This is a genomic window from Shewanella septentrionalis (assembly GCF_025370265.1).
Classification (GTDB): Bacteria; Pseudomonadota; Gammaproteobacteria; order Enterobacterales; family Shewanellaceae; genus Shewanella; species Shewanella hafniensis.
On the sequence record NZ_JAMTCC010000022.1, the window covers coordinates 51,314 to 69,139 of the forward strand.

General features: G+C 45.7%; 18 protein-coding genes. 7 read left to right on the forward strand and 11 right to left on the reverse strand.

The window, feature by feature from the left end; translation table 11 throughout:
• Positions 1 to 34: 34 nt before the first annotated feature.
• The 5 genes from deoD to hinT form a co-directional block, all read right to left on the reverse strand.
• Positions 35 to 739, reverse strand: coding sequence for a purine-nucleoside phosphorylase (gene deoD, locus NE536_RS13695; protein WP_012196924.1), 705 nt, complete (start codon positions 737 to 739; stop codon positions 35 to 37).
• Between the two features lie 290 nt (positions 740 to 1,029).
• Complete coding sequence (locus NE536_RS13700) at positions 1,030 to 1,425, reverse strand: YcfL family putative periplasmic lipoprotein (RefSeq protein ID WP_261273032.1); 396 nt, start codon at positions 1,423 to 1,425, stop codon at positions 1,030 to 1,032.
• Positions 1,426 to 1,566: 141 nt separating this feature from the next.
• On the reverse strand, positions 1,567 to 2,064 hold the full coding sequence (locus NE536_RS13705; RefSeq protein WP_261273033.1) for a PaaI family thioesterase: 498 nt from the start codon (positions 2,062 to 2,064) through the stop codon (positions 1,567 to 1,569).
• Positions 2,051 to 2,578 (reverse strand): PaaI family thioesterase, encoded by a 528-nt coding sequence (locus tag NE536_RS13710; RefSeq protein WP_006081304.1) that lies wholly within the window; start codon positions 2,576 to 2,578, stop codon positions 2,051 to 2,053. The genes NE536_RS13705 and NE536_RS13710 overlap by 14 nt, the downstream gene beginning before the upstream one ends.
• A complete protein-coding gene (gene hinT / locus NE536_RS13715; RefSeq protein WP_006081303.1) occupies positions 2,575 to 2,931 on the reverse strand; it encodes a purine nucleoside phosphoramidase in 357 nt (118 codons plus the stop codon). Before hinT ends, NE536_RS13710 begins: the two co-directional genes overlap by 4 nt.
• A 456-nt stretch (positions 2,932 to 3,387) precedes the next feature.
• Here hinT and NE536_RS13720 point away from each other — a divergent pair, with 456 nt between their 5' ends.
• Positions 3,388 to 5,154 carry a M61 family metallopeptidase gene (locus tag NE536_RS13720; RefSeq protein WP_261273034.1) on the forward strand — a complete coding sequence of 589 codons (1,767 nt, stop codon included), beginning with the start codon at positions 3,388 to 3,390 and terminating at the stop codon, positions 5,152 to 5,154.
• Between the two features lie 170 nt (positions 5,155 to 5,324).
• On the opposite strand, the gene NE536_RS13725 is transcribed toward NE536_RS13720, so the two are convergent.
• Positions 5,325 to 5,960 carry a LuxR C-terminal-related transcriptional regulator gene (locus tag NE536_RS13725; protein ID WP_006081301.1) on the reverse strand — a complete coding sequence of 212 codons (636 nt, stop codon included), beginning with the start codon at positions 5,958 to 5,960 and terminating at the stop codon, positions 5,325 to 5,327.
• A 297-nt stretch (positions 5,961 to 6,257) separates the two neighbouring features.
• On the opposite strand from NE536_RS13725, the gene NE536_RS13730 reads away from it, so the two are divergent.
• Positions 6,258 to 7,004, forward strand: coding sequence for a cytochrome b/b6 domain-containing protein (locus tag NE536_RS13730; protein ID WP_011846577.1), 747 nt, complete (start codon positions 6,258 to 6,260; stop codon positions 7,002 to 7,004).
• A 93-nt stretch (positions 7,005 to 7,097) separates the two neighbouring features.
• Here the strand turns inward: NE536_RS13730 and cctA are convergent, their stop codons facing one another.
• The 3 genes from cctA to NE536_RS13745 form a co-directional block, all read right to left on the reverse strand.
• Positions 7,098 to 7,448 carry a tetraheme c-type cytochrome CctA gene (gene cctA, locus NE536_RS13735; RefSeq protein ID WP_006081299.1) on the reverse strand — a complete coding sequence of 117 codons (351 nt, stop codon included), beginning with the start codon at positions 7,446 to 7,448 and terminating at the stop codon, positions 7,098 to 7,100.
• A 544-nt stretch (positions 7,449 to 7,992) separates the two neighbouring features.
• Entirely contained in the window at positions 7,993 to 9,078 is a 1,086-nt protein-coding gene (locus NE536_RS13740) for an AI-2E family transporter (RefSeq protein ID WP_261273035.1), read from the reverse strand.
• Between the two features lie 221 nt (positions 9,079 to 9,299).
• Entirely contained in the window at positions 9,300 to 9,533 is a 234-nt protein-coding gene (locus NE536_RS13745; RefSeq protein ID WP_259521421.1) for a sulfurtransferase TusA family protein, read from the reverse strand.
• 112 nt (positions 9,534 to 9,645) lie between these two features.
• Between NE536_RS13745 and bepA the strand changes: the two genes are divergently transcribed.
• From bepA to NE536_RS13765, 4 genes are all read left to right on the forward strand, one after another.
• Positions 9,646 to 11,115, forward strand: a complete 1,470-nt coding sequence (gene bepA / locus NE536_RS13750; protein ID WP_107947137.1) for a beta-barrel assembly-enhancing protease — start codon at positions 9,646 to 9,648, stop codon at positions 11,113 to 11,115.
• 128 nt (positions 11,116 to 11,243) lie between these two features.
• Positions 11,244 to 11,594, forward strand: a complete 351-nt coding sequence (gene arsC / locus NE536_RS13755) for an arsenate reductase (glutaredoxin) (RefSeq protein ID WP_106650269.1) — start codon at positions 11,244 to 11,246, stop codon at positions 11,592 to 11,594.
• Positions 11,595 to 11,641: 47 nt separating this feature from the next.
• Complete coding sequence (locus NE536_RS13760; protein WP_261273036.1) at positions 11,642 to 12,016, forward strand: DUF2069 domain-containing protein; 375 nt, start codon at positions 11,642 to 11,644, stop codon at positions 12,014 to 12,016.
• Between the two features lie 297 nt (positions 12,017 to 12,313).
• Positions 12,314 to 14,269 carry a PKD domain-containing protein gene (locus NE536_RS13765; RefSeq protein WP_261273037.1) on the forward strand — a complete coding sequence of 652 codons (1,956 nt, stop codon included), beginning with the start codon at positions 12,314 to 12,316 and terminating at the stop codon, positions 14,267 to 14,269.
• 160 nt (positions 14,270 to 14,429) lie between these two features.
• Here NE536_RS13765 and hda read toward each other — a convergent pair whose 3' ends face one another.
• On the reverse strand, positions 14,430 to 15,140 hold the full coding sequence (hda, locus tag NE536_RS13770; RefSeq protein WP_006081292.1) for a DnaA inactivator Hda: 711 nt from the start codon (positions 15,138 to 15,140) through the stop codon (positions 14,430 to 14,432).
• 67 nt (positions 15,141 to 15,207) lie between these two features.
• Entirely contained in the window at positions 15,208 to 16,299 is a 1,092-nt protein-coding gene (locus NE536_RS13775; RefSeq protein ID WP_261273038.1) for a DUF2066 domain-containing protein, read from the reverse strand.
• A 216-nt stretch (positions 16,300 to 16,515) separates the two neighbouring features.
• Between NE536_RS13775 and NE536_RS13780 the strand changes: the two genes are divergently transcribed.
• A complete protein-coding gene (locus NE536_RS13780; protein WP_261273039.1) occupies positions 16,516 to 17,766 on the forward strand; it encodes a uracil-xanthine permease family protein in 1,251 nt (416 codons plus the stop codon).
• Positions 17,767 to 17,826: the final 60 nt, after the last annotated feature.

Consider the following 17,826-nt stretch of genomic DNA (forward strand, 5'->3'; position numbering starts at 1 on the left):
TGAAATGCTAAGGGTTCAAAGGATGGCTTTAAACCTAATTGAGGGCGGTTTCTAACGCGAGCTCGATCATATTATTAAAAGAGAGTTGGCGTTCTTCGGCCGTTGTTTCTTCACCGGTTAAACAATGATCCGATACCGTTAAAATGGCTAATGATTCGATACCTTGTTGGTGTGACAATCCATAAAGCCCCGCCACTTCCATATCAATACCTAATACCCCAAAACGCTCAAGTGCGGGGATCATATCTTCATCGGGATCGTAATAAAGATCACCACTAAAGATATTGCCAACTTTTACACTAATACCTTTCTCATTCGCTGTTGTATAGGCTTTATGCAATAAAGAAAAGGTCGCAGAAGTTGCCATTTGGTAGCCGCTACTACGCTTAGCGTTAGTAGGTGAATCCGTACCTGCGGCTTGGGCTAAAATAACATCTCGCATTTGTACATGTTTTTGTGTTGCACCTAAACTGCCAATACGAATAATGCGTTTCACGCCAAAATAATTAATCAGCTCATGGCCATAGAGCACCATAGATGAAATACCCATACCATGCCCCATAACGGAAATGCGTTGTCCTTGGTAAAAGCCCGTGTAACCAAGCATATTGCGAACATTCGTGACTTCTACGGCATCGGTGAGATAGGTTTCAGCGATATATTTAGCACGTAGTGGATCACCCGGCATAATAACAGTTTCAGCAAAATCAGTAGGTTGAGCATTAATATGAGCAGTCATCTTTCTATCCTCATGTGGTAATATGCTGATAGTAGTGCTCAATCACTAAATGTATTTAGGACTAAAGTCCGGTTCTAGCCCTGCAGTAAGTTTTTTTACTCAACAATGAGTAATTAATCGCATATTTCAACATGATAAGGCTGAATTAATAAAGATAAAAAATGAGAAAAGGTTGTTGAAAAATTAATCAATACGGATAAAAATGGCTTACCCCAGAGAGAAGTAAGCCATTATAACAATCACTTTATATCAAAAAATAATTTATAAACTAAACAAAGGTAAACTCAGGCTTAGTTCGAAAAGGTTTCGCGCACGTACACATCAAATTTAACCACTTGAGCATTAGGTGCCACGGCGGAGACTTGCAATTGTTGCTTGCCGTGTAATTTGACCGATTTCCAGCTGGTTGCCTCATCTTCTATGGTGTAACCGCTGGCGTCGTACCAAGTGAATTTATACTGCACACGCATGTCAGTTGATGATTTGCTAACAATCAGCGCAGAGCCCTGCACTAAATCACCGACTCGGCGAGCATCCACACTCTGTACCGCAATATCTCGGGCAAAGCTGGTATTATCGACGCGAGTTTCACCCAGTGAACTCACTGAAATCCCGGCGGTATGTGAGGCACAAGCACCTAAGGTCAGCGCCGCGACCAATAATAGTCCGGTATAAATTTGTTTCATATATTTCTCCCAGTCACGCGACTAAATGCGCGGCTAGCGCGTATTATTCCCTATTAAACGACAAGCTAAGTGAACTGTGCTGAACTTATGCTTAACAAGACAGACTTAATCATCACTCAACTATCTGCTCACTAAAACGAGTTAATCAATCAGAAAGTGCGCCCGTGCCGTAGCGATGAGCTGCTTACGATTGGTTTGCCAACAATCGATATTCACGTTGGCCACTCGTCGCCCCTGGCGGGTAATGCGACATTCTGCAAAGCTATCTTTATGCAGTCCTGCACGTAAATAGTCGATGGAAAAATCGACCACTTTAGGCACTTTGGCTGTTTGCATAAAAACCATTAACTGCACTATCGCTGACATCTCCATAAAACCTGCAATGACGCCGCCATGAATGGCGGGTAACACAGGATTACCGATATTATCGTCCTTAGCAGGCAATTTAAAAATCAGTTCATCACCAAAACGCTCAACCTTCATCCCAATAAATTTGGCATAGGGAACGTGCTCAAGTAAATGACCAAAATCGTTAAGCTCAGTGGCGCGCTTAACAATACCTTGCACATCGATAGGCGCTTTTACTTGGGCATGTTGAGTGGGACTGGCTGCGCCAAGTTCCGAATTATTTGCGCTCATCAGTGTCTCCTATTTCAGGCACAGCTTCACCCATCAGCGCTTGTCTAAAGGCATCACCCACCATTTCTGGACTGATCCGCATAAAGGAACCAACAGCATGGGCAATAGGATCATCTATGCTGTCTTGATAAGCAATCGCGCGGGTAAAGGCAATGTTGGAAGACAACTTGTAGCATTCCGCAAACCCAAACACAGGCTTATGGGGCTGAGCGGGCTTCATATAATCCACCCGCAAATCAAGCGTAGGTGAGATTTCTAACAATTTGAATTTATGGAAAATTGCACTGACCACTGCACTGCCACAGGCGGTATCCATTAAAGTGGTAATGACTCCGCCGTGGATAACGCCCGTATCGGGATAACCAATTAATTCAGTGCTGTAGGGCAACTCAATCAACACATGGTGCTCACTCGCCTCCAGTACGGTTAAACCGAGACGGCGACACTGAGCGAGTTGATCCACAAACCGCTGCGCCATTTGGGTCAGCGGGAAAAAATCCGAATTTACCTTCATTTGCCTTGGCTCAACATGGGCCCCAGAGGCTCCCCGCCCACAAGGTGGAAATGAATGTGATAGACTTCTTGTCCACCGTGTTGATTGCAGTTCATGATCAGTCGGTAGCCATCTTTAGCGATACCCGCTTCCGCCGCCAATTTAGCGGCAACTGTCATCATACGGCCAAGCACCGGCTCATCAGAGGCTTTCATGTCGTTCGCCGTTGGGATCAAATGATTCGGCACAATCAAAATATGGGTTGGTGCCTTAGGGGAAATGTCTCTAAAGGCAGTCACAAGTTCATCTTGATACAGAATATCCGCGGGAATTTCGCGACGAATAATTTTGCTGAAAATCGTTTCTTCGGCCATGGGGCGTCCTCCTTGGGTTAGTTGGCATAGTATATACCCAAACAACTTGAAGATGCATGATTCAGCTGGAGTTTAACGCACTTTAGGCAAGGCCATTAATTGCTCCTGCATTAGTGGCATTCACGCCATCCATGGCGATTGCGGTTATTTGCGGACCTAGTGGGCTAAGTTAAAAATAACCAACAAAGCATAAAGTGCGTTAAAACCCGCCGGGACGGAGCGTCTAGGGCACTCCACTCCCGTGTTGCATCAATTCAAAAGGTGGCCGACATTCTGTCATTGATGCGCCTTGAATTGAAGCACCCTAGGCGCTCTGAACTCGTATCTTCAGGTTGCTTGGGTATATTGACAATTCAACGCTTTGTGTCTGTAGATATTTTTGCTTTTCATTTGCCAGTTGCAGTCATTTTTGGCAGCATGGCCACCATTAAAATACTCAGGTTTTGCAGGATAAATATGATCCATTACCAGATAATCCCCGTCGATCCGAAAGCCCATTTATTCGCTGTCACTATGACATTATCCCAACCAAAGCCAGTGCAAATCTTTAGCCTACCCGCTTGGCTGCCCGGCAGTTATATGGTGCGCGACTTTGCTAAAAATATTATTGAACTCAAGGCACAAGATGCTAATGGCCAAATGCTCAAGCTCAGCCAACTAGATAAGCAAACTTGGTCGGTTGACAATAATAGCAGCGAAATTATTCTAACTTATCAAGTGTATGCTTGGGATCTGTCGGTGCGCACTGCGCATTTGGACACAACCCACGGCTTCTTTAACGGCAGTAGCGTGTTTTTATCCGCCCACGGTTTTGAACAACAAACCCACACTGTCACTATGTTACCGCCCTCTGAGCCCACATTAAGTGATTGGCACGTCGCTACCAGCATGACCCGCATCAGTGGTGACGACTTTGCCTTCGGCCAATTTAGTGCCACAAGCTATGACGAGCTTATCGATCATCCAGTGGAAATGGGCTTATTTACCTTAGCCAGTTTCGATGCCTGCGGCGTCCAACACGATATCGTACTCAATGGCCGCCACCGCGCTTGCATGCCAAGGCTCTGCCAAGACTTAAAAGCCATTTGTGAGTATCAAATCAATCTCTTCGGCACGCCTGCGCCGTTTAAACGTTATTTGTTTATGACCACAGTATTAGACAATGGCTTTGGCGGATTAGAGCACAGAGCTTCTACCGCATTGATGTGTTCACGCAAGGACTTACCGCTATCGCTCAATGCACCAATTAATAACGACTATCGCACTTATTTATCCCTGTGCAGCCACGAGTATTTCCACAGCTGGAACGTGAAGCGGATTAAGCCGGAGTGCTTTTTACCCTATAAACTTGAGGCTGAAACCTATACGCCGCAACTGTGGGCCTATGAAGGCATCACCTCCTATTATGATGACTTCCTTACCTATCGCGCCGGACTGGTAGATGAACACAGCTATTTAGACATGCTGAGTGAAACCTTCACCCGCGTCTATCGCAGCCAAGGACGCTTTAAACAAAGTGTTAAGGACTCCAGCTTTAATGCCTGGACTAAGTTCTATAAGCAGGATGAAAACGCGCAAAACGCCATCATCAGCTATTACACCAAAGGCGCGCTGTTTGCGCTGTACTTAGATTTAACCCTGCGCAGTGAAACCCAAGGAAAATACAATCTCGACCATGTTATGCAGATTTTATGGCAGGAATATGCTCTGCAAGACAAAGGCACGACTAACGGCTGTCACCAAGCGATTGTCGAGCGACTCCTTGGCCGTGATTGCCACGATTTGTTTGCCTACTTAGACAACACCGACGATATTCCACTGGCTCCGCTACTCGCCGAATTTGGTGTCGAGTTTAACCTTCGAGCCAGCCAAGGCCCGCAGGATGTGGGCGGCGGGCAAGCGAAAGGTTATGAGATTGCATTCGGCGCGAAAACTCAAGCGGCGCCGATGGGATTGAAAGTGGTGACCGTTACCCAAGGCAGCCCTGCCCACCTTGCGGGATTAAGTGCGGGGGATATCTTAATCGCCGCCGATAACTTGCAAGTCAGCGCGCAATTTGAGTCGCAGCTACAGCAATATCCGCTGGGTGAATCCTTGAATCTACATTGGTTTAGACGGGATGAATTGATGACGGGTGAATTGATGATAACTGCCGCGCCTAAGGACACTGTCGCCCTAGCAATTAGTGACAAGACTAAACTCGCGGCTTGGTTAGGACGTTAATTTAACGTTTTGATTAGACAGGTTTTAAGAAAAACAAAAGGGGCAAAAGCCCCTTTTATCATTTCTGATGATAACACTTAACTTAGGTACTAATCTCTAAACGCACACATCTATGTCTAGATCAGTATTCCCTTGCCAAATCAGTGTCTTCTATCAGTGCTAATGCAGACTTAAACCACCACATCGTGCAAATAGGTCTGCGCCCACGCGATCGCTTGACCACGGCTCGACACACCTATCTTACGGAATACTCGGTACAAATGGGTTTTTATCGTGCTTTCACTGACAAACAACTGATTGGCAATATCTAAGTTAGTACTACCCGTTAAGAGAGCTTGTAATACTTCTCGCTCACGAATCGTCAGCGGTTCAGTATCTTCGAACAAACCAAAGTCATCGTTCACCCCATTGACGAGTTGAATTGGGATCACCCTATGGCCTCGTAAAATATTCGAGAATCCTAGGCTAATCTCAGTTAAACCCGCATCGAGATAAAACACCCCTGCGGTCGTGGCAGCTTGCATTAAAAAGCGCGCATCCACTTGTTTAGGGAATTGTAAATAGACGACTCGTACACTTGGTTGTTCACGGGCAAGTAAACGCTGAAATTGATGGGCTTTTTGAAGATCAACAGTCGCTAAATCAATCACTACCATGGAGGCATGATTATCCTTGATTTGTTCACACATCTCATCTGGGCTGACTTGCGTCAACTTAACGAGAAACTCCTGTGGCCAACGTCCTGCTAGCAGTTCCATTAATACTTGCGATCGTGACACTACAATCCAATGTAATATTTTGAACATCCTGCTCACTCCCTGTCTGATTAACGATTATTCACTTTGAGAACCTAAGATCCTCTCAATACAACTTCAACATCCGTTCAATAGACTTCCAAGTCTATCGTGGTGACGATATTAGCATTAGATAAAACAGATTAAAAAGACTTACGTGAAAAATATTTACCGTACGCAAATCAAAAACTTCTAACACTTTCGTTGAATCCACTATCAATCAGAAGTCTTAATTGAAACTGAAAAAAATTACTGAAACTTTTAGATAAAAGCGTAAGATTATATCAACAAAAAAAATAAGGAAATTCCATGTCCAGCAGTAAACCCACCGCGCTTGAAGTCAAATCCTACCCAGTGTGGGACAAACCGACTCGGTTATTCCATTGGATTAATGTCATTCTCGTGCTCGCACTCATCTTAGTGGGTGGCATCATGATGTATCGCACTGAGTTGGGCATCACTGAGTTAACTGGCAAAATTGGCTTAAAAACTTTACACGTTTGGATAGGATATGCGTTTGCAATCAACCTTATCATTCGCCTTGTGTGGGGTTTTGTCGGTAACAAATATGCGCGTTTCAGCCATATGTTTCCCAATGCCAATAGCAAAAATGAGTTAATGACCTACAAGTCAGAACTGGCCGCGGGTAAAAATCCGCAGTATTTAGGCCATAATCCTAAAGGTAAATTTGCGGTCCTCGGCATTATGTTGCTCTTAGTCACTATCATGGTAACTGGGCTTTTACGCGCAGGAACAGATATTTACTACCCACCGTTAGGTAGTGCTGTACAAAGCTATCTGGCCGATACCAATGTCGATCCAGCAAGCTTAAAACCCTATGATGCCACTGGGGTGAATACCGAGAAAGCGGATGCGCTTAAACCGCTGAAGGGACTCGCCGGTGAAGTTCACGTTTATGCGGTTTATCTACTTTTGCTACTGATTTTACTGCATGTATTCGCAGTGGTTTATACCGAAGTTAAACGTCAACCTGGGATTATTTCTGCCATGTTCTCGGGCAAGAAGATCATCCAAGGTCAGCCAAAAGACGAGTAATCGGTTAGTTTAATGATAAAAAAAACGCCAGCATTTGCTGGCGTTATTTGTTTAGACTTGAAGGCTCACGCCAACGTTTCTAATATTTTTTGATTATTTTTTCAGAATAGTCGCTGGTGTACGGCCATCATCATGGCAGCTTTCACAGGTCGGTTTTTCACCTACATTCATATCATGCACCGCATGACAATCTGCACAGACTAAATTGCCGTCATGTGGTTTATGCACAGCGTCCATCTCAGCAAGAGAACCGTGACAGCTTTGGCACTGTTCAAATTCAAAGGCACCATCCGCAGAAGGTGTACCATCTTTATGACAGCTTTCACATCCACCCGACTCAGCGTGGAAATCAGACAATTTTTGATCTGCAGCAAATGCGGTTGGCGACAGCGCTAACGCTGCGAGACTAGCCCCGAAAAGCGCACTTAATAGTTTTTTGCTCACAATAGTATCCTCCAATGGCGATTGTCAGTGGAAATTCTTGTCAGGGTGACTTCCATCTCGCAACCAAAAGTAAATAGCACGACTCGATATAACTTAGCTAAGGATGAACGAATAAGCAAACCCATGCTAAGCCCCCCAACTTTATCAACATACTCAAGGGTAAAATGTGCGCTGCATCATGTAACCACATGCTTATATAAGAGTTTTACATATGCCTAACCTAGAGGTTACATAATGTAAATCCCTATAGCAACTAAGGACATAATAAAAAGCCAAGGTTAAACAATTTGGGCTCTACTCGAAGGACTTAAGGACAAACTCAAAACAATAAAAGTTAACGAAAGGAGTAAGTGGTGCTTGATAAAGATGTGTAATGACGACTATACGTGGAAATTAAAAAGAGTGCCTGAACGCCCTACTCGTCTGTGACACTGAGCTCCATAGCGGAACTCAGTGTCAAATTTAGTCTCTAAATTTAGAGACTAAATTCAGTTGTTACATGCAAGCCAGCAGACAAAACGAGCTCTGGAAATCGAGCAAGTCGTCATGAACTCGCATCGAGTCCCTGAAGAGTTTCAACCTCAGTTTTAGGCCAAGCGTTAATCACGGCTTTGACCAGCGAGGCCAATGGAATGGCAAAGAATACCCCCCACACGCCCCATAAACCACCAAAGACTAATACCGCGGCTATGATTATCACTGGATGCAAATCCACCGCATCGGAGAACAAAATCGGCACGAGTAAATTACCGTCGAGCGCCTGAATAATGCCGTAACCCAACATCAAATAGCCGAATTCAGAACTAAAACCCCACTGAAAAAATGCCACTAAGGTGATCGGCAAGGTGACTAAGGTTGCGCCAACATAGGGGATCAATACCGACAAGCCAGTCAACACCCCGAGCAACATTGAATACCTCAGCCCCATTAAGGCAAACAAGATATAGCTCGCGACACCAACCACCACGATTTCAATCACTTTGCCACGAATGTAATTGAAAATTTGCTGATGCATTTCAAACCACACTTTGCGGGCTAATTGACGATTAGCAGGGAAAAAACGCTTACTGCCGCTGATCAGTTGGTCTTTATCCTTTAAAAAGAAAAACACCAACAGAGGCACTAAAATCGCGTATACCATCAAGACGAGTAATGACGCTGAATAGCCAATTAATTGCTTAGCAATATCCAGTACATGCTGAGTATCGAGCAGTTTTTTAAGCTCTGCGACCATCAAATCTAATTGCTCAGGATTGATAAATTGCGGGTATTGGTTGATCAAGGTTTGTAGCGTCAGCAGCCCTTTATCTATCATGCTCGGCAAATCGGCAATTAAGCTCACGCCTTGACGCCACACACTCGGAATTAAGCCAAATGTCAGTAAGACCACAATGCCCAAAAACAACACGATAACTAAGGACGCACCAGCGGTGCGATTAATGCCTAATTTCAGCATTTGCGCAACGGGCCATTCCAATAAAAATGCCAACACCAGCGCGACTAATAAGGGGGCAAGTAAACCTGCGGCAAAATAAATCACTAACGCGAACCCAACAAGAATAGCCATTAAGGTCACAGCTTGTGGATCACTAAAGCGCTCTTGATACCAACGAGAAAAAACAGTAAACATGGATCATTCCAATAGTGATGGTTGGCTAGGCTTCCCAAACGCTCAGGAAAATTTATTTATCATGGTGTTATCTACGACGTTACTCAAACTACTTTCACTTCAACTTGTTAGCTGAACGGAAATCTTACGCCCAGCTAGCAAACTCATTTGGTGAACTTATCTAGCGTGCACATTAAATTAGGTCACGACTCGGAAAGGATTTAAACATGAAAATCCTCAATTTATCTCTGAGATAGATCAACTTTGGTGACCATCAAGGCTAACAGACTCACATCATTACGCAACTCTTGCACGATATGACCTTGTTTTTTTAAATATTGGGGAACATCTCGCCGCGAACCTGAGTCTGAGAGTAAGATATGCAATTGCTCGCCGTCTCGCATTGGCTTCAATACAAGTTTCACTTTAACTAAAGGCACAGGACAGCGAAATAGCGTTAAATCAATAAAAATCATAATGAACTTGCTATAGACGAACTTGGGCTATTATCCTAAGTTGCACCTCAAACTACAAGCTAAGTGCAGTATCTCTGCCTTTAGTTGAGATAATTAGAAATAAAGGATCCGCTTGCGTAACTTGACTTTTTTGACTCGATTAAAACCTTTTGTTGCAGGCGCATTCTCTTTGATGCTGCTAACCTTAGCCGCCAAAAGCTTTGCTAACAATGACTTACCGGATTTAGGTACGGCCGCAGTTAACACCTTCAGCCTTGAAAAAGAAATGGTTTACGGTGATGCCTATATGCGCATCATTCGCTCCTCAGCGCCGATGTTAAATGATCCTGTGTTGAGTCAGTACCTTACAGAACTTGGCAACAAACTGGTCGCCCATGCCACAGGGGTAAAAACGCCCTTCTATTTCTTCTTGTTACAAAATGATGAAATCAACGCCTTCGCCTTCTTCGGCGGCCATGTTGCTGTGCACACTGGCTTATTTCTCAATGCCGATAACGAAAGCGAACTCGCCTCAGTACTCGGCCACGAAATTACCCACGTTACCCAACGTCACCTTGCGCGTTCGCTCGAAGCACAACAAAAGAGCAATCCTGCGACAATTGCGGGTTTACTCGGTGCCATTTTATTAACCATTGCCGTACCACAAGCCGGTATGGCTGCACTGGCGACGACCCAAGCGATGGCAACACAATCAAAAATCAACTATACCCGTTTGCACGAGAAAGAAGCCGACCGCATCGGTATGCAAATTTTGGTGGATGCAGGCTTTGATCCCAACGCTGCAGCGGATTTCTTTGGCAAGTTAGCCACTCGTTACCGCTTTACCACCACACCGCCACAAATGCTGCTAACTCACCCATTACCAGAGTCGCGGATCACTGAAGCCCGTAACCGCGCCGAGCAATATCCTAAGCGTTATATTCCCGATAACCTCAATTTCCAGCTGGCGAAAGCTCGTATTCAAGTCCGTTTTTCCAGTTATAGCGACGAAGCGGTTTTGAGCATGTTTGACAAGCAACTAAACAAACAGACCTACAGCTTTAAAGAGGCGGCGCTCTATGGCAAAGCGCTGGCGTTATTTAGATTGAAGAAGTTTGATGAGTCGGAAAAAATCGTCGATGAACTGTTAAAAATTGATGATAACAACCTGTTTTATATCGATACTAAAGCCGACTTATTGACCGAACGTAAGGACTACGCAAAGGCGATTGCTATGCTTGAAGCCCAGCGAAAAATGAAGCCAACATCGCAAGTGATTAACGCCAACTTAGCCAATATTTACATCGAAGCTGACCAAGCCCCTAAGGCTATTCCTTTATTGGAGGACATGATATTCCTCGATAAACAAAATCAGCTGCCCTACCAATTACTGAGCGCTGTTTATAAAAAAACAGGCAATCAGGCGTTAGAATATTTTTCTACCGCTGAGCTCATGGCTTTGGGAGCTAATTATAAGGGCGCTATCGATCAGCTAAACTTTGCCTACCGTGCATCTGAAAGTAATCCCTTACAGCTTGCACGTATTGAAGCCCGCATACGCCAGTTCAAAATGGCCGATAAGGAGATGGAAGCGCTTAAGTAATCAGTTGTTTTACAAATTGATTTAACTTCATTACCCATTTATACGCCCCGAACACACTGACGGGGCGTTGTTTTTTCTGTTATCATCCGCTCCATTGTTATTTCAGCCCGTATTGAGCCTCTAGCACTATGACCCAAGCGACGATTTACCATAACCCACGTTGTTCAAAAAGCCGTGAAACCTTAGCTCTACTTGAGCAACAAGGTTGTGACATTACCCTAGTGGAATACTTGAAAACGCCTCCTACGGCTGAAGTCATTGGCGACATTCTGACAAAATTAGGCATCAGTGCTCGCGAATTAATGCGCACCAAAGAAACGGAATATCAAGCCTTGGGGCTTGCCGACACCTCATTGACTGAGCAGCAATTGATTGAAGCCATGGTGAACACGCCTAAACTCATCGAACGGCCAATTGTGCTCGCCAATCAACGCGCTGCCATCGGCCGTCCTCCAGAGAATGTGCTCGCTATTCTTTAATTATGATTTTTATAAAATCGCTTTAATTTTAATTCTTAGGTAGACATATGACGTCCAACACCTTATTTACTCTTAGCCGTTTAGGTTACTTTGCGCTCGCCCTGCTATTAGGCGGCTGGTTTGTTGGTCAGGGTATTAGCGGTGAATATACTCTGCTATTTAGCCTCTTATGGATAGTGCCATTGTTACTGCCTGCAAAAGGGGTTTTCCAAGGTAATCCATATACTTATGCTTGGGCGAGTTTTATTCTGTGCCTCTATATGCTGCATGGGCTGACGCTGCTTTATGTCACTACCGATGCCTTCGCCTTTGCATTAATCGAAGTATTGTTGATTGGTGTGCTGCTGATTGCCTTCCCCTTCTACGCTCGGATCCGTGGTCGAGAACTGGGATTAGGCCTGAAGAAAAAATCCAAAGAATAAGCCATTGCATACAATGTGATTTCAGCGCCGTCTTGCCTTACTAGGTTTGACGGCATTTTTAAATCGCAACGCCAAACTCAGCTAAAGATCTGCGTTCAAATACCCTCTTCATCCTCAGTTCAATGCACAGTTAATCGAACAACTAAATCGCATGAAAATTAACAATTAACATACTTGTAGCGACTTTTTGCAACTTAACCCCCGTGCTATAGTCAGTTTTTCATCGTGGAGTATTGATGTCCCGCGAGTCACAAAAAGCCTGATTGCACCGCTGAGTTAACATGGGAGAATGTTGTAATGGGGATATCGATACCACTGAAACTTTTAGGATTAATAACCTGCTCTAGCCTACTTATGGCGTGCGGAGGCGGTGGAGACAGCAACACAGATAATGGCGGAGTCACGCCCCCCTCTAGCTCGTTGCCACGCTGCACAGAAAGCATTTCGCCGCTTCTTGTTACCACATCATCCTCAATCCGTTTTCAAACTGAGCCGACGTATGTGGCAGGTCAATCCAGTGCCATCATTGCCAACATCCTTAATCGCGATAGCCAAAACTTAACCTTTCGCTGGCAGCAAATCGATGGGCCGAACATACAATTAGTCAGTCAAAACAGTCCAGTATTAGCATTCGATGCTCCCACCGCTGGCGACTACCGTTTTAGCTTGCATGTGACGGGAAGTAATCTAGATGCCAGCGGAGAAATCGGCATTAATGTCGATCCCGCATCGTCGGCTATACTGAACGTTCGCCAAGATCACCAAGTGGTTGAAGGCAACAGTGTCAGCTTAAGGCTCGGACAACAATCAGGATTAAGCGCTGCGAATATCTCTTGGTGCGTAGCGTCTGGCCCGGATTTAATGGTCGATTTGAGCGACCCATTTAGACCTTTATTTACCGCGCCAACCGTCGCCCAAGATACAATCACTCGGCTCAAAGTGAACGCCAGCATCAACGGTAATCCACTCAGTGATGATGCTTTTGTGCTAACAACCGCCGCGCCGGCGATCAGCTCGCAGTATTTCGATACTCCAGTGGCGCGCACCCACGCCTATCGTCCAGCCTCGCCTTACGCTAATGTACTAGCGGGCTGTGTTTACTCTAATCAGCTTAATGATAGTTGCACTATCAATACCTTACCCTTGATAGGCCAGACCTCAAGCGATCTAAATCGCGAGACCATTCTTAATCGTGTACTGGTTTCCCACGACTGGATGGGCGATAACTTTGCCGCCTTTTTAGCTCAGATGGACCCCAACAGCGATTTTGCTCGCCTGTTACAATCCGTCACGGCCGTGGTGATTAGCTATGACGTGCGCCCTTCCTTCTATTGGGTCGTTACAGGAGCGATTTATCTCGATCCCGACGATTTATGGCTTACGCCAAGCCAGCGTGACACAATTAATGAAGCGCCGGATTACCGCAGTAATTTCGGTGATGATCTTAACTTTGTGATGCCTTGGCGTTATGTGAAAGACAATCAATATGCGTCACTTGGCGTACCTATCACCGTCAGAGCAGACCGAACGTTAGCACAAATCAATCCTGATCTAGCCTCATTGCTGTATCACGAGCTAGCCCATGCCAATGACTTCTTCCCCCGCAGCGTACATGCCTCACTCACAGGGCCAAGACTGCTAGATGATTACAGTCGCCGCAATGCCAACAAGAGCCTGATATCTGATCAAGTCAGCACCAGCTATCCACTAATGAGCACTGAAATGATGGGACTTGCCAATGTCCGTTTCCTCGGCGCAGCGGCAAATAATGTGCAAAAGGCCTATCAACCATCGGATGTGAGTACATTCTTTTCTACCGATATCGCCAGCGACTTCTATGCCTATTCCAGTACCCGTGAAGACACGGCTATGCTATTTGAAGAAGCCATGATGAGTTATCGCTATCAAATATTGCGTGATGTCGCCGTCACCAATAAACCTGCGGTGTTAACCGCTGATACGCTGATTATTGACTGGGGACAAAGAGGTAGAATTGCACAAGACAGTCTAGAAAATCGCGCCGCACTGGTGATTGATGAAATTCTGCCAGAGCTTGATGGCATCAGTCTGATTGAAAGCCTACCCGAGCCGATTGCCATGACACAAGGTCAAAGCTGGCGTCAAACATTAGCCACATCGCCTGCGAATGCTCAGCTCAAAGGCCAAAACAATGCACCGACAAACGATGTACAGCCACGCTTTGAGCCTGAACTTCACTTAAGTGGCGACCGTCACCGTCATCCTCAGCAATAGAGTGTTTAAGTTTTAGATAAACAAAAAGCCCGTCTGCATTCAGCATGACGGGCTTTAGATTTTTGGGCTTGACGCTTAATGGATAGTACAATGTTTAGCGTTTTCATCGCTCAAGGCTAATTCAAAACCACTCAAACCGCGTCTCTATCCAATCATGCTTTTAAAGATGCAGCATCTCTTTGGCAAAGGGAATGGTGAGCTTGCGCTGGTGCACTAATGAGGCTTTATCTAACTTATCCAGTACATCGAACAAGGTACGTAAATCCCGCGCCATTCGGTTCAGCAAAAAACGCCCAACGTCTTCTGGCAATTGCAGGCCACGCATGGCGGCGCGGCGTTGCAGTGCGGCAAGTTTCTCATCATCAGCCATAGGTTGCAGTTGATAATTCAACCCCCACTGCATACGTGAAACAAGATCTGGCAAGAGGAAACCCGCATCCGCAGGAGACGAACTGCCACTGACCACCAAGGCACAATTTTTATGTTCGGCGACGCGATTATAGAGATCAAAAATCGCTTCTTCCCAGACGGGGTGACCGGCGATGGCATCGACATCATCGATACAGACTAAATCTAACTGTTCTAGTCCTTCAAGCAAGGCGGTCGAAATGCTCGCATGTATGCCTAAGGGAATATAAAAGCTGCGACGCTCAACTTCATTGGCGTGGGCGCAAGCGGCATGCATTAAATGGGTTCGACCCGATTTGACTGGGCCCCACAAATAAATGGCGGCTTCACCCTGCCCTTCGGCATTGGCTCTCAGTTTTTGAATAAGTTCATCATTACCCGCAGCGGGGTAATAACTATTAAAGGTTTCGTCGTCTGGCAAATGCACAGGTAACGAGAGTTGCAGAGGTGAGTTTAAGGGCACTCGGTCTTCTCAATATCAAATAAAAACAATGCCGTGCTTAGCATAACTCAGCACGGCCGATAACATCTTAAGGTAAACGCCATTCATATACAGGCTTGCCTGTTTGGTTAGAGACAGGGCTAAATTCCCCCGCACTCACAGGTGCGACCACAGAAATCCGCGGCTCTAAGCTTAATAAACGTTGTAAATCCGTTTCTGAGCCAAACAAATCTAACGAGAAGGTCGCAGTATGGCCTTGAATATGCGTTAAAGTGGCATTTTTAATCGCGCTAAGTTGCTTCAAATATTTTTCAACTTCTACTAATTGCGCCATTTTTTGAATATTAACAAAAGTGACACTCGCGCCTTGTTGTGTACCAGTATCGGCAATCGCGTACTTAGTAAAATAGTATTCGCCTAACGCCGCCAGCATGGCTTCAATCGCCTGAGTCGAATTTTCAGCAGTGCCGTTGTAGCTGAATAACGGTGGCGTCAATGAGTCAATGGTGGCCTTAGTATAGAGATTTAAACGATAACGAACTTGACTGCCAGCGGCATCAATCGCCACCAGCGCCAAAAAGTCAGCTTGATAGCGGCCAGAGACACTCGCCACGATATCTGCAAACATACCTTTAATATCGTTAGGATTAATCCCCATCAACTCATCAAGATCTAAGATAGGCAAAAGTACCGGAATACCACGTGCATCGGAAAAATCACTAAAGAGTTTACGTTCGGCTAACGCAGACGAGTCACCCAATATCACAGTGTCGCCATCACCTGGCATTGCGACCCAAAATAAGGTCAGCGGGCGTTGTGTTCCCCAAACCGGTAATTGCGCCTGACGCAGTAACGCCACGATGCGACGGTGTTCAAAACTGGCCGTTAACAGTAATTGGCCATTCTGCTCGATATAACCATACTGGCTCAGCAAGGTATCAGGATTACTGAGCTGAGATTGGATCAGACTGTTATCGAGGGATCGCGCCGTGCCAGTGTTCTTGATAATGACTTGCTCAAGTGCACTTTTTAAGGCTTTGTCGCGTTCTGCAACCGCGCGCGAAGACACAGGCACATTGGCCTCATCTAATTTACTCACCTCAACAGCATTGACGCTATTAATCGTGAACAGACAATATAGAAATGCAATTAAGCTCGGCTTCAATAGGAATTTCAGCATCTTTGAGTAGTTGAAGTAACGTCAGATGGGGCAAATTGTACCATAGTTAGCGCCTTAAGCGAGTCTTGGCAAAATTTAGCCCCATTTCAGTGCCAACCATGGCATGGAAAACCCAAACAGTGATCCGAGTCGGCAAAACGGGCGATTTTCTTCTGCTGAAAATCCAACAAACTGATATCATCTGGCGGTTTACCCTAAAATTAACGAGAATAATAAATGAGACGACTCGCTATCCCCCTACAGGGCGCACAAATGCTGTTTGTGGCCTTCGGTGCCCTAGTGTTAATGCCGCTGCTGACAGGACTCGACACTAGTGTGGCATTGTTTACCGCTGGTATCGGTACCCTACTGTTCCAATTGATCACTAAACGCCAAGTGCCTATCTTCCTTGCCTCATCCTTCGCCTTTATTGCCCCCATACTCTATGGCGTGCAGACTTGGGGAATTCCCTCCACCATGGGCGGCATTATGGCCGCGGGCGTGGTCTACGTCATGCTCGGCGCCTTGGTCAAAGTGCGCGGCACCGACTTCATCCATAGGCTGCTACCGCCTGTGGTAGTGGGTCCTGTGATCATTATCATCGGCCTTGGCCTAGCTCCAGTTGCCGTGAATATGGCATTGGGGAAAAGTGGCGATGGTAGCTTGATCCTTGTTGACACCAATACTGCGCTATTTATTTCACTCGCGTCACTCTGTACCACAATAGCAGTGGCAATTTTTGCCAAGGGCTTACTCAAAGTCATGCCGATTTTAGCGGGGATAATTGTGGGCTACGGCTTAAGTCTTGCCTTTGGTATTGTTGACTTTGCCATGGTGACTGCCGCCAGTTGGATTGCGATTCCTAAATTTGTCGCACCCGAATTTAACTGGCATGCCATCGCCTTTATGATCCCAGTGGCAATCGCTCCGGCGGTTGAACACATAGGTGATATTCTGGCGATATCCAATGTTACAGGTAAAGATTTTATGAAAAAACCTGGCCTACACCGCACACTAACGGGAGACGGTGTCGCTACAATTGCCGCAGCGGCCTTTGGTGGCCCGCCAAACACGACTTACTCAGAAGTCACTGGTGCTGTAACCCTAACGCGCAATTTTGATCCAAAAATTATGACTTGGACCGCCATTACCGCCATCACGTTGGCCTTTGTCGGCAAACTAGGTGCGCTGATGCAAACCATTCCCGTCCCAGTCATGGGCGGTATTATGTGTTTGTTATTCGGCTCAATTGCAGCCGTTGGCCTCAACACCCTTATTCGCAATCATGTGGATTTGTCTGAGCCGCGTAATTTAAGCATTGTCGGAGTCACCTTAGTCTTTGGTATCGGCGGCATGGCATTTGGCATAGGCTCGTTTAGTCTGACCGGTATCAGCTTGTGCGGTATTGTCGCAATTACCATGAACTTATTATTGCCTGCGACCAAGCATCACGATAAGCACAATGCGTCAGATGTCGCCCCTCACTAATTTTTGCTTGGGGGCTTGAGGAATCACAGTGTTATTGAAGTGTTTGTTGTAGTGGTTTTT

Bases quoted from the DNA above. Each gene is read 5' to 3' on its own strand.
- deoD (WP_012196924.1), bottom strand. From the start codon at position 739: ATGACTGCTCATATTAATGCTCAACCTACTGATTTTGCTGAAACTGTT.
- NE536_RS13700 (WP_261273032.1), bottom strand. From the start codon at position 1,425: ATGAAACAAATTTATACCGGACTATTATTGGTCGCGGCGCTGACCTTA.
- NE536_RS13705 (WP_261273033.1), bottom strand. From the start codon at position 2,064: ATGAGCGCAAATAATTCGGAACTTGGCGCAGCCAGTCCCACTCAACAT.
- NE536_RS13710 (WP_006081304.1), bottom strand. From the start codon at position 2,578: ATGAAGGTAAATTCGGATTTTTTCCCGCTGACCCAAATGGCGCAGCGG.
- hinT (WP_006081303.1), bottom strand. From the start codon at position 2,931: ATGGCCGAAGAAACGATTTTCAGCAAAATTATTCGTCGCGAAATTCCC.
- NE536_RS13720 (WP_261273034.1), top strand. From the start codon at position 3,388: ATGATCCATTACCAGATAATCCCCGTCGATCCGAAAGCCCATTTATTC.
- NE536_RS13725 (WP_006081301.1), bottom strand. From the start codon at position 5,960: ATGTTCAAAATATTACATTGGATTGTAGTGTCACGATCGCAAGTATTA.
- NE536_RS13730 (WP_011846577.1), top strand. From the start codon at position 6,258: ATGTCCAGCAGTAAACCCACCGCGCTTGAAGTCAAATCCTACCCAGTG.
- NE536_RS13740 (WP_261273035.1), bottom strand. From the start codon at position 9,078: ATGTTTACTGTTTTTTCTCGTTGGTATCAAGAGCGCTTTAGTGATCCA.
- NE536_RS13745 (WP_259521421.1), bottom strand. From the start codon at position 9,533: ATGATTTTTATTGATTTAACGCTATTTCGCTGTCCTGTGCCTTTAGTT.
- arsC (WP_106650269.1), top strand. From the start codon at position 11,244: ATGACCCAAGCGACGATTTACCATAACCCACGTTGTTCAAAAAGCCGT.
- NE536_RS13760 (WP_261273036.1), top strand. From the start codon at position 11,642: ATGACGTCCAACACCTTATTTACTCTTAGCCGTTTAGGTTACTTTGCG.
- NE536_RS13765 (WP_261273037.1), top strand. From the start codon at position 12,314: ATGGGGATATCGATACCACTGAAACTTTTAGGATTAATAACCTGCTCT.
- NE536_RS13775 (WP_261273038.1), bottom strand. From the start codon at position 16,299: ATGCTGAAATTCCTATTGAAGCCGAGCTTAATTGCATTTCTATATTGT.
- NE536_RS13780 (WP_261273039.1), top strand. From the start codon at position 16,516: ATGAGACGACTCGCTATCCCCCTACAGGGCGCACAAATGCTGTTTGTG.